9 protein-coding genes are annotated in these 12,681 nt (G+C 39.1%); 5 read left to right on the top strand and 4 right to left on the bottom strand.

Annotation, left to right across the window (positions count from 1 at the left end; genetic code table 11):
- Positions 1-137: 137 nt before the first annotated feature.
- The 5 genes from hisS (at position 138) to D017_RS15590 (ending at position 6,878) form a co-directional block, all read left to right on the top strand.
- Entirely contained in the window at positions 138-1,520 is a 1,383-nt protein-coding gene (gene hisS, locus D017_RS11795; protein ID WP_035336708.1) for a histidine--tRNA ligase, read from the top strand.
- 153 nt (positions 1,521-1,673) lie between these two features.
- Positions 1,674-4,100 (top strand): YfhO family protein, encoded by a 2,427-nt coding sequence (locus D017_RS11800; RefSeq protein ID WP_035336710.1) that lies wholly within the window; start codon positions 1,674-1,676, stop codon positions 4,098-4,100.
- On the top strand, positions 4,100-5,383 hold the full coding sequence (locus D017_RS11805; protein WP_035336711.1) for a glycosyltransferase: 1,284 nt from the start codon (positions 4,100-4,102) through the stop codon (positions 5,381-5,383). The genes D017_RS11800 and D017_RS11805 overlap by 1 nt, the downstream gene beginning before the upstream one ends.
- Before the next feature lie 9 nt (positions 5,384-5,392).
- A complete protein-coding gene (locus tag D017_RS15585) occupies positions 5,393-6,142 on the top strand; it encodes an oligosaccharide flippase family protein (RefSeq protein WP_343215423.1) in 750 nt (249 codons plus the stop codon).
- Positions 6,132-6,878, top strand: a complete 747-nt coding sequence (locus D017_RS15590; protein WP_343215424.1) for a polysaccharide biosynthesis C-terminal domain-containing protein — start codon at positions 6,132-6,134, stop codon at positions 6,876-6,878. The genes D017_RS15585 and D017_RS15590 overlap by 11 nt, the downstream gene beginning before the upstream one ends.
- 99 nt (positions 6,879-6,977) lie before the next feature.
- Here the strand turns inward: D017_RS15590 and D017_RS11815 are convergent, their stop codons facing one another.
- From D017_RS11815 to D017_RS11830, 4 genes are all read right to left on the bottom strand, one after another.
- Positions 6,978-7,535 (bottom strand): hypothetical protein, encoded by a 558-nt coding sequence (locus D017_RS11815; protein WP_035336713.1) that lies wholly within the window; start codon positions 7,533-7,535, stop codon positions 6,978-6,980.
- A 195-nt stretch (positions 7,536-7,730) separates the two neighbouring features.
- Positions 7,731-9,920 (bottom strand): DUF4139 domain-containing protein, encoded by a 2,190-nt coding sequence (locus D017_RS11820; RefSeq protein WP_035336714.1) that lies wholly within the window; start codon positions 9,918-9,920, stop codon positions 7,731-7,733.
- Between the two features lie 93 nt (positions 9,921-10,013).
- Positions 10,014-10,427: a thiol-disulfide oxidoreductase DCC family protein gene (locus tag D017_RS11825; RefSeq protein ID WP_035336715.1), complete on the bottom strand. Its 414-nt coding sequence runs from the start codon at positions 10,425-10,427 to the stop codon at positions 10,014-10,016.
- A gap of 15 nt (positions 10,428-10,442) precedes the next feature.
- Entirely contained in the window at positions 10,443-12,620 is a 2,178-nt protein-coding gene (locus tag D017_RS11830) for a DNA mismatch repair protein MutS (RefSeq protein ID WP_035336716.1), read from the bottom strand.
- Positions 12,621-12,681 lie beyond the last annotated feature (61 nt).

A 12,681-nucleotide genomic window follows, 5' to 3' on the forward strand; every position in this document is an offset into this window, starting at 1 on the left:
CTCTATGAAGAGAGAGTCGTGGATGAAAGCAAGAGCAATAACCTCTATAATAAGTAAAGTGTAAGGTGATATTCAAATAGAATCAATTACCAGATTACCAAAATATAAACGTAAAGGATTAACGTCTAACATATAATATGAGTACAAAACCTTCTATACCTAAAGGAACCAGAGATTTTTCACCAGAAGAAGTTGCAAAGCGCAGCTATATTATGAACACCATACGCACGCAGTTTCAGCGTTTTGGTTTTCAGCCTATCGAGACGCCTAGTTTTGAAAACAGTAGCACATTGATGGGAAAGTACGGAGAAGAAGGTGATCGCTTGATATTTAAGATTCTTAATAGTGGTGACTATTTACGTAAGGTGAAGGATGACGCTTTCGCGAAAGCGGACTCAACAGCACTCACACCACAAATCTCAGAAAAAGCACTTCGTTACGATCTTACGGTACCTTTTGCGAGGTACGTAGTACAACATCAAAATGATATTGTATTTCCATTTAAGCGTTTTCAGATGCAACCCGTATGGAGAGCAGACCGCCCACAGAAGGGACGTTTCCGCGAGTTCTATCAGTGTGATGCAGATGTGGTAGGAAGTGATTCTCTATGGCAAGAAGTAGAGTTTGTACAGTTGTACGATGCTGTTTTTAGCGCGTTAAAGCTAGAGGGAGTGACTATCAAGATGAATAATCGCAAGGTACTTTCTGGTATTGCAGAGGTGATAGGCGCGAGTGATAAACTCATAGATTTTACCGTAGCGCTAGATAAGCTTGACAAAATAGGAGAAGAGGGCGTGACTAAAGAAATGCTTGCCAAAGGCATTACTCAAGAGGCGATAGAGAAGGTAGCACCGTTGTTTACACTATCTGGCACTTTTGGTGATCAGCTAGCAACACTTAAAACCTTGCTCGCAGATTCTGAGATGGGAATGGAGGGAATTAACGAACTGCTATTTATCAATGATGCCATTGAGAACTTAGGTTTACAAACCGCAACACTACAACTAGACGTAACCCTAGCTCGCGGACTCAATTATTACACGGGAGCTATTTTTGAAGTAAGTGCTCCAGAAGGTGTAAAGATGGGAAGTATAGGTGGCGGTGGTCGCTATGCAGATCTTACAGGTATTTTTGGGCTTAAGGATATGAGTGGTGTAGGAATCTCTTTTGGTCTTGACCGTATTTACCTTGTAATAGAAGAGCTAGGCTTATTTCCAGAAGAGGCGACAGAAGGTGTAAAAGTGTTTTTTGTAAACTTTGGGGATCAAGAAGCGGGTTATGCAATGCAAGCGATAAGCAAGCTACGCCAATCAGGAATCTCAGCCGAGTTATATCCAGATGCTGTGACTAGCAATAAGCAAATGAAAAAGCAAATGACGTATGCAAATCGTCGTAATATTCCTTTTTTAGTACTAGCTGGAAAAGAAGAGATGGATGCAAAACAATACACGCTCAAAAATATGGCAGAAGGCTCACAAGAGACTGTAAACATAGATGAGCTAGTAGCAGCTTTGAAATAAAATTTTTATTTCCCCAGCCCTAAAGGGAGTGAAAATTATAATGAATAAACCGAGCCACCCTTTAGGGACGGGGAAAGCTCGGTGAGAAATTAAAACAGAGTCACCCTTCAAGAACGGGAAGCTCGGTGACTAACGACTATTGACATAACACCTATGAACATCGATTTTAAAAAACTCCTTCCGCATATTCTAGTTGTACTTGGCTTTATAGTCGTGGCGCTGGTTTACTTCAATCCGGTGTTATCTGGAAAGCGCATTTATCAAAATGATATCAAGCTCTATGAAGGGATGGCAAAGCAACATCGTGATTTTAGAGCAGAGACGGGTGAGGAGACCTACTGGACTAATAGTGCCTTTGGAGGGATGCCTACCTACCAGATGGGAGCGAGGTTTGAGTATGATATGATGGATAAGTTGGACCGTGTGATTCGTTTTTTACCACGCCCAGCAGATTATCTTTTTCTATATTTTATTTCTTTTTATGCGTTAATGCTTGTGATGCGCGTTCCTTGGAAGCTTGCTGTAGTTGGTGCGCTTGCCTTTGGCCTGTCTACCTATCTCATTATCATTATAGGCGTAGGGCATAATTCAAAGGTGCACGCCATAGGTTATTTTCCGCTCGTACTTGCGGGTATTATACTCACGTATCAGAAACGATATCTCTGGGGATTTTTACTCACTGCCGTTGCAATGGGGCTAGAAATACAGGCTAATCACTACCAGATGACCTATTATCTAGGGTTGCTTTGTGTGATTTTAGGGATTGCATACCTCATAGATGCTATCAAGAAAAAACAACTTCCACATTTCTTTAAAGCTTCGGGAATACTAGTAATTGCTGTACTATTAGGTCTCGCTACAAACGCAACCACCTTACTTGCTACTGCAGAGTATGCAGAGACAAGTATACGTGGCGAGCAATTATTAAAAGATGACCTAGCCAAAGACGCAGTAGAAGACGGTCTTGGTTTTGATTATATCACGCAGTGGAGTTATGGTAAGCTAGAGTCTCTCAATCTCATCGCTTCAGATTTTATGGGAACTGGTACTGCTGCCGATTTGGGTCGTGATTCCGCTTTCGCGAAAAAGTTAAGCGAGTTAGGAGTTCCTCCTAATGAAGTAAGTTACTATGCCCAAGGAACGAGATTGTACTGGGGAGAACAACCCTTTGTAGAAGCTCCTCCATATCTCGGTGTAACCGTTTTTGCACTTGCATTATTAGGACTGTTTCTAGTAAATGGAAGATTGCGCTGGTGGTTACTAGCAGGTATGATTGTTTCCTTAGTACTGAGTTGGGGAAAGAACGTAGAAGGAATTACACGTTTCTTTATTGACTACATTCCGTTATACAATAAGTTTAGGGCGGTTACGAGTATACAGGTGATTTTAGAATTACTATTACCTATCGCTGCAATGGTAGGTTTACATAGGTTTTTAAACGACCGAGTAGATCAAGCCGAAAAGCAAAAGAAGTTACTCATCGCTATAGGTTCGCTAGCAGGTCTTTTTGTGATACTCTACCTTTTTAGCGGAAGCTTATTTAACCTACGCTCTGCCGCTGAAGGACAGATGGCCATCGAGCAACCAGAAATATTAAATGCCATAAAAGAAGATCGCCTCGCTGTATTAAAAAGTGATGTGTTGAGGTCTTTACTATTTGTGCTTTTTATAGGGACCGCTTTGTGGTTAACGCTTAAGAAAAAGATTTCAGAAAACATTGCAATAATCACCATTGGTGCGCTCATAGTTTTTGACCTCGTAGGTGTAGATAGACGTTCTGTAAATGAAGAAAACTTTATCACTCAGCGACAGTATGATCAAAACTTTCAGATTACTCCCATAGATGAAGAAATCAGAAAGGATGATAGCTACTTCCGCGTGATTGATCTTGCTCGAGGATTTAATAATAGCCATACTTCATACTATTTCAATTCGCTTAACGGTTATTCAGCTGTACAACCGCGTACGATTGATGATTTATACAATCAGCAGATTGCTCAGGGTAATGCTGAGGTGCTTAATATGTACAATGTAAAATACATCCTTCAAGATAGTGAGCAGGGTATGGGGATAAGCAAAAACCCAGAAGCAAACGGTCCAGCTTGGCTTGTAAATGAGATACAGTACGTGCCAGATTATAATGCAGAGTTTGATGGTCTCACAAAAGTAGACACAAAAAATACAGTACTCATCCGTGAAGAATATCGTGAGGAACTAGGAAAATTCCAGCCTCGTAGAGATAGCACAGCTGTGGTACAAACTAAAGAGGTACAACCTAACAAACTCGTGTACCAAGTAGAAAATGGAAGCGATGGCTTTATGGTCTTTGCAGAGAACTATTACAAAAATGGATGGACTGCAACCGTAGATGGTGTAGAAACTACCATTTTACCAGTAAACTATGCCTTGAGAGGTATAAAGGTGCCTGCAGGCGCTCACGAAGTGGTGATGACTTTTGAGCCACAAGTGGTAAAAACCGGAGGGATGATTATGCTAGGCAGTAGTTTATTACTTTTCTTACTAGTTGCGGGCGGAATATTCTATACGGTAAAAAACCGTGATACAGACGCACAGGCTTAATGAATAACAAGGTACTCATCATCGCATATTATTGGCCACCCGCTGGTGGTCCTGGTGTGCAACGATGGCTCAAGTTTACAAAGTACCTGCCAGAATTTGGCATAGAACCTATTGTTTACGTTCCAGAAAATCCTAGTTACCCTATCATAGATGATTCATTGGTTGCTGAGGTTTCAGATAAGGTGACTGTGATTAAACAACCTATTAAAGAGCCGTATGGGTGGGCGAGTACGCTTTCGCGAAAGCAAACTAAAACCATCTCATCGGGCATTTTACCTAAGGAAGGAAAGCAGAGCTTGTTACAAAAAGCGATGCTCTACGTGCGTGGAAACTTCTTTGTGCCAGACGCAAGAGTAGGGTGGGTAGCACCTTCTGTGGAGTACTTGAAAAAGTACGTCGAAGAAAACGATATTGAAAAAATCATCACTACAGGACCTCCGCACAGTCTACATCTCATAGGCAACCAACTTAAAAGCTGGAAACCCAACCTAACTTGGTTAGCCGATTTTAGAGATCCGTGGACGACTATTGGGTATCACGACAAACTCCTAATGACCGCCAAAACAAAAGCGCGTCACAAGCAGTTAGAAAAGCAAGTACTCACCACTGCAGATCATATCATTGTAACCAGCCCAGGAACAAAAAGAGAATTTCAAGCGATTACCGAAAGACCTATTACCGTTATCACAAATGGGTTTGACGATAGAGTAATCACTCCGCATCAACCTACAGAGCGGTTTGTACTATCTCACATAGGTTCTTTACTCTCAGACCGTAATCCGCAGTTGTTGTGGAAGGTGTTGAGAGCATTATGTGATGAGTTACCAGCCTTTTCTAAAGCGTTAGAAATACAGCTTGTAGGGAAAGTAAGTCAAGAAATCATTGACACAATAACGGCAGCAGGTCTAGAGTCACAATTGAACCTTGTAGGTTATGTAAGTCACCAAGAAGCACAGCGATTACAAGAACAAGCAAATGCCTTGCTCCTCATAGAAATTAACGCCGAAAAGACGAAAGGCATCATAGCCGGAAAACTTTTTGAATACCTAAGCGCACAGCGACCAATAGTTGCTATAGGTCCAAAGGGAGCAGATATAGGAGCTATTATTGAAAAAACAGCAACAGGTAGTTTTGTAAATTACAGTCAAGAGAAAAAGTTGAAATCAGTAATTGAAGCGTTATTTACTGGTGACTACAAGTATGAAAGTAATACAACCGAAGTAGCCAAATACCACAGGAGAGAGCTCACAGCACAACTGAGTTATTTAATAGCGCAACTATAAAAGAAAACTGTGGGAATCGTATTAAAACAATCTTTTCAGAATCTTATCACAACCTACTTAGGTTTTGGTCTAGGTGCCGTAAATACACTGTTTTTGTACGTAAATTTTATGAGCGACACCTATTATGGGTTAGTGAGTTTTATTCTTTCTACGGCTTTTATTTTAGTGCCTTTTCTGGCTTTTGGGGTTCAAAACACGATAGTGAAGTTTTACTCATCTTTTGAGGGAGAAGATCAAGATCGTTTTTTAAGTTGGATGCTGGTTTTACCACTATTTTTAATTATTCCCATTACTGGAATCACGTATTTCTTACATCAACAAATTGCAGATTTCCTTTCGTCAAAAAATGAGATTGTTTCTGGCTACGTGTGGTATATCTTCATTATCGCCTTGTCGTCGGCTTATTTTGAGATATTTTTCTCTTGGTCTAAAGTGCAGCTCAAAAGTACGTTCGGTAATTTTTTAAAGGAGGTTTTTCATCGTTTGGGCGTGACCTTACTTCTTGTGTTACTGGCTTTTTCTATCATAAATGTGGATACTTTTCTAGTGCTTACGGTTGCAATCTATGTAGTGAGAATGATTGTGATGCTGCTCTATGCCTTTGGACAACGAAAGCCTGTTTTTACGCTTTCGCAAAAGCGTAATCCCTCAAAACTTGATAGACAGCGCACCGCTATTATAAAGTACTCCACGCTTATCATAATTGCGGGTTCTGTGGGCGACTTTGCTTATCGATATAGACAAGTTTATGATAGGTAAATATGTGGCGATAGAAAATGTAGCTTACTATGCAGTTGCTATCTACATCGCAACGGTGATAGGTGTGCCTGCGAGGGCAATGCACCAGATTACATACCCGATGGTGGCAGGGATGCTCAATAATAAACAGTGGGAGGATATGCGCATTCTTTACAAGAAAAGTAGCCTGAGTTTATTAGTGATTTCTGGCTTGTTATTTTTACTGATTTGCTGCAACATTAAAAGCCTTTATCTCATTGTAGGTCCAGCTTATGCGACGGCAATTTATGTAGTACTTTGTATAAGTGCTTCAAAACTTTTAGATAACTGTCTCGGTATAAATAATGCTATTGTATTTAATAGTGATTATTATCGTATTGTACTGGCAATAGGTGTTATGGCGGTAATTGTAGCAGTAATTTTAAATATGGTGTTGATTCCCACACTGGGTATAAATGGTGCTGGTGTGGCAACGCTTATCGCAACGGTAGGCTACTCGCTTGCCAAATTACTTGTGGTGCAAGCCAAATTTAAAATGCAACCATTTTCTAAAAAGTCGCTATTAACCTGTGGAGTGATTGCTACCTTGTTTTGTGGATTTTACTTTTGGGATTTTTCTTTTAATCCGCTAGTGGCAATTGTTGTAAAAGGCACTATGTTGGGAAGTATATACCTCATACTTTCTTATAAGCTTGAACTTTCTTTAGATATTAATAACGCGATCGATAGCTTGCTTGGTAATGTGTTTAAAAGATAGAAATTTTACTTAATAACATAGAAAAACCCCGATTTACAATTGTAAATCGAGGCTTTAACAAACCAACCAAAGTTATCGTTAGTATTTGAGGATTAACATTTATCCTCGTACACGTATTTTTTTATTCTTCTTAATCTTTATATTTCTTCCGTTTGCACGCTGTGCTCTGTGTATACGGTAGTTATAATCTACAAGATCTACAATACGACCTCTTCTATTATAAATCACTTTCATATCTCCTACACGATCTAGACGACCATTTGTATATCTTAAGGCAACAGAACCTATCTGTCTTACTTTACCACGACGGTTGTAATCTATGAGATTACGACCTACTTTATAAATTTCACCTTGACGGTTATACTTTACAAAAGTGTTATTTCTGTAAGGATATGTTACACCGTAGGCGTGTCCTGGCGTACCTTGATTAAAACCTCTGCGCCCTTGTGTGCGAGTTTGATATCTATTACCACGTTGTGTAAAATCAAACTGTCCATTTGTATATACCTCAAAGGTGATACCTCGCTCAGTAAATGTGATAGACTGTGGTACATTGTAACGTGGCCCTCTTTCTGTAGTGTGATCGAGATCTGTCACTGTGTTTGCTTGTGCAGTCATTCCTCCTAGAAACAATACTGCGATTAATAGCTTTTTCATAATATAAAAGTATTAGGGTTGATACGTTACCGTCTTTCGGTGTACGCTTGCTAGTTAGTTTGCAATCAGCGTGCCAGAAATAGAAAAACCTTGTTACGTACAGTGTTTATAGGTGTTTACGCTTTCGCGAAAAGGTGAGATGAATTATACATTTAGCAGTCTATTATATCTGAGAGGTACGTATTTTTATAATTACTAAAGATTTACTCTTTTATGTTTAGGATATTTTAGTTCGTAACTGAATTCCTTTTTAGAGCTATCTGATGGAGCAAGGTTTATAGTCCATTCGAGCAAACCTGTGTCTTTATCGTAAGCCGCATCTGCGGTTTCGATATCATCTACTTTGATTTCCTTGTTTTGAGATACAGGAACGCGATCTACCATTTTTAGGTTGATAGGTGTATTTTTATTATTTCTCACTGTTGTTGAGTATGCCATATCAACAATACGTTGCGAACCTATAAAAGAAGTCGACTTAAAATTATCTAGCTGTTTACGCTTTACGACGATATTAGGATCTACGCCAAGTGATACAGATAACTCCTCTGTAGTCTCTAGCGGATTGATATACGTCTTACCAGAAAAACTACCTTCAAAGTAAATATTTGCTTCTCCAGGAAGTAAACTATAACGCACCCAGTCTTTTATTGAAGCTGTAAGAAATACATTCTCATTTATAGCTGGAGCGACAAAATATTCATAGGTTGCTGGTACTTCAAACTTATCAATTTCTATTACGGTCACATCTCCATCGGAGTCAATTGAGTATTTTTTATTGATTTCAAAAGTTGTGGTGGTTATTCCTTCTGTTTTGGTGTCTCCTGTGGCTGTTAGTTTTGAACTTTCAAATCCATTCTTGGTTTTAATAATTACTACTCCATTTCTCGCCTTAGCACCATAAATCGATGTAGCGCTTAGACCTTTGAGTACGTCTATATTTTTTATGTTACTAGCATCAATTTCATTGATTTCCCTAATTGATTTTTGAGAACTATATGGAATTCCATCAATAATAAATAACGGTGGATTACTTGAATTTATTGACGAATAGCCTCTTATAACAACATTTGTCGAGCCACCAGCCAATCCTGATGTGTTATTTATTGCTACACCCGACGCTTTACCTGAAAGAATATCATTAAGTGTATAATCTTCTTTCTTTGCAGGTTTTGGTGATTGCCCCCTTAGAGACCCAGATGTACCATAAGCAGTAATTACCACCTCTTCAAGTGCATTATCTATTTCTAAGTTTGCATTAATAATACTAGCGTGAATAGGAATTTCCTTAGTTTTAAAGCCTACAAAAGAAAACGCTAGCGTTTCTCCTTCATTTACTTGAAGAGTGTATTTTCCATCAAAGTCAGTTTGCGTCCCGTTTGTTGTTCCTTTTACTATAACATTTGCGCCAGGTAACGGTCCATTATCTTCAGTAACTATTCCTGTGATGGTTTTAATAGTAGGGTTGTATTTATAGTTGTATGCCTTTGTAGCATTACTATTGTTACGGTAATTACGATTTACAAAACGTAAGTATTTTGTGTCAATAGTTGGCTTAAGGTTGTTTGTATTAGGATCTCCTGTTGATAATACAAGGTTGACATCATCCCATTCTATTCCTGTTTTTTGATATAAATGGGCTTTGTATGATAATTGTAAAGGTGCATCGGTAGCAATTGCTTTTAAGTCATATTCTGGATACCAGCCTGCTTCGCTTACATTATAGGTGATTTTAAGGTTCAAAGTCTCTTGCTGTTCACCGTTAAGTTTAAGTGTAATCTGACCTTTGCTTTTTTCTTCTGTGACGTTTAGTTCGTTAAATTGCTTCGTAAGGTCATTTACACGACGTTGTAAGGTTGTTTTTTCAATTTCGGCATCTAGAATTCCATTTTTAATTTCAGTTACGCGTTTTCTGTAGTAAGTAGATAGCTCCTTGATTTTAGCTAGATCTATTTCTGTGGTGTTGCTACCTAGTCGTTGGTTTGAAGTAATTACTTCTTCTTCTTTATGTAAACCACTCATAAGACTATTAAGCTTGAGGATATCTGTCTCAAGTTTAGTTTTTAAACTTCGTAAACTGTCTACTTTCTTTGTATTGAGTTGTTCTGTGAGATAGTTAATCCCGAAATTAATAGAGAGTATCGAGGCGTCTTTTAAGCCAGAAATCTGGATGCTACTTTCATCAATATCGTTTGAGAGATTATCAAATAGAAAGCTATTTGTTCCCTCCATAACCATAACTTCAGTAGTACGTTCTATTTGTGCGCCACTTAGGTAGACAGTTACTTTAGATAGGTTAGTACTTTTAGTTTGTGGTGGGGTAGAAGACGCTTTCGCGAAAGCGTAACTCATCAAACATAAGGCGAGTAATAATGTAGTTCTTTTCATTGGTGTGATTTTTATAGTTGGTCAAATCTATAAGCACACCTATGAAAATAAAATAGGTATTGAGTGAGTGAGTTATCTCAATGAGTAAACTAGCTATTTGGGCTGTTCATAATCCAGAAACTTACTCTTAAGCTCTGGAGTAGGGATCATACAGGCTTCTTTTTTGCCAAACCATTTATAGCGATTACGGGCAATAAAATCATAAACCCCATCACGCAAGAATCTCGGAAGAATTAAAAACACTGCAAGCAAAGGCCAGCCCGCAGATAATTGCTTTGCAATGTGAAGCGCCGCCGTAGATTTTGCATAGGCTTTGTCTTCAGTCACTAAAATGATAGAGTCTATCTTATCAAGATCTATATGATGTTTTGAAGCAAGTTCTTTTCCTATCTCGCTTTGCAATGGAGCATATCTAAATAGATCCTTCTTATCACGCTGTATGATAAAGGTGATGGCCCCGTTGCATAAATTGCAAACTCCGTCAAAAAGGATGATTTTTTTAGTCATACTAATGATAGGCTATTACTTAGCATTCTTCTTTTTGCGTTGTACGAGCTCTAGTTGTTCTAGAGAAACATTTGTGGTAAACATCCCGTAATCTACGGTGGCTTTGCCTTTTTCTATACTATCTATCACTCCCACAGCCTTACCATCAAACATACGCACGCGATCTCCTTCTCTTAAAATAACCTTTGGTTTTACAACCTCTGGTGCTGCTTTCTTAGCCTCTTTCTTTTTCTCACGTATAACTTTTACGTGCTTTTCGGCTTCTTTTTTTGTGGCGATTGCTTTGGCTTTTTCTGCTTTGGCTTGTTTTGCACTTTGTTTTTTACGCTTACTATTTTCTATCTGTACGATTTTCATAAACTCGGCTACGAGTTCGCGTTTTTTCTTATCGTGATAGAATTTCTTGCTTATGCCATCTAGCTTTGTACCTAAGTAAATCAAGCGCTGGTTGCTGTCATACAGTTCTTGGTAAGCCTCTAGTTTGCTTTGTACCTTCTCGTTTATTTCGGCGAGTTGAGCTTTTTCTTTTACGGCTTGTTGTTCTTTCGCTTTAAGCGAACTAGTAGTTTTTGAAAGTTTGCTGCGCTCCTTTTGTAGGTTTGCAATACTCTTGTCAAAACGTATTTTTCCACGCTCTACCTTTTTCTTAGAGCGGTTTATAAGCGAGTAGGGGATGCCATTTTTTTGTGCCACCTCAAAGGTAAAAGAGCTTCCCGCTTCTCCCATATGTAGCTTAAATAGTGGCTCCAGTGTGCGTGCATCAAAAAGCATATTTGCATTTACAATCTCTGGCGTCTCGTTTGCCATCATCTTGAGATTTGCATAGTGCGTTGTGATAATACCAAAGGCCTCACGCTCGTGAAAGACCTCAAGAAACGTCTCTGCCAGCGCACCACCCAGCTCAGGATCTGATCCCGTACCAAACTCATCTATAAGAATAAGCGTGTTTTTATCACACTTCTTAAGGAAGTAGTTCATATTTTTAAGGCGGTAGCTATAGGTACTTAAGTGATTTTCTATACTCTGGTTATCACCTATATCTGTAAGAATCTTATTAAACAGGCACATTCTAGAATACTCGTGTACCGGAATAAGCATACCACTTTGTAGCATTACTTGCAACAGCCCTACGGTTTTTAAAGTGATACTCTTACCGCCGGCATTAGGCCCAGAAATCACAATAATGCGACTCCCTTGATCTAGGTGTATATCTTGCGGATACGTCTTCTCATTTTTTGCATTGTTATTAAGAAGAAGTAGCGGGTGATAGGCATCTTTTATGGTAAGTTCTCTATCTGTAGTAATTTTAGGAAGTAAGCCATTCAGCTTTTCGGCATACTTCATTTTTGCGGCAATTACATCTATGTCGCTCAGTAGCTCTTGATACTCCTCAAATAGTGGGATGAAAGGACGCATCGCATTAGTAAGTTCTTTAAGAATACGTTTTACCTCCTCATCTTCCTCAAAAATAAGATTGTTAAGTTCGCGCTGCGCCTGTAGCGTAGCTTCTGGTTGTATATAAGTGATGCTCCCCGTCTTTGAGCTACCCATAATAGAACCTTTTACCTTACGTCTATGCATCGCAGTTACAGCAAGTACACGCACATTATCTACTATAGTCTCGCGTATGTCATCTAGATAGCCATAACCAGCATACTGCCCTAGTGCGCTAGAGAAGCTTGAGTTTATACGACCCTTAGTTTGGTTAATCGCTCGGCGTAAAGTGCCTAGGGTAGGTGTTGCATCATCGCGCACCTCACCATATTTATCTATAATTCTTGTGACAGCATCTATAATCGCTGTGGTATACTCTGTTTCCCTTACTGTATTATAAAGCGTAGGGTAGAGTTCTTCAAACTTTTTAAAAAACTTGAGGTGAATATTTACCGTTTCAGAGATGCTAGATAGTTTTTTAAAACTCCCCTTCTCAAGGGTACTATCTTCTATGGCTAGGTATTTTAACTCGTGGTCAAGACTATCAAAGCCGTGATTAGGTATCGCACTATCTGCCGTTCTAGAAGACAGATACTCATTAGTCTGATGAAGGCCAAAAAGCGCTTGCTTAGGTGTAGGGTAGGGCTCTATGGTGAGCGCTTTTGCTTTACCTTTTTCTGTCGTACAACGCTCAGAAACCTGCTCACAAACAATATCAAATTCTAAGTCTTGAAGTGTCTTTTTATTGATTTTTATCATAGGGATCTCGCTTTCGCGAAAGCGTAATAGAACCACAACGGCTCTGTAATTATTTCTTTTT

Source organism: Dokdonia sp. PRO95 (assembly GCF_000355805.1).
Lineage (GTDB): Bacteria > Bacteroidota > Bacteroidia > Flavobacteriales > Flavobacteriaceae > Dokdonia.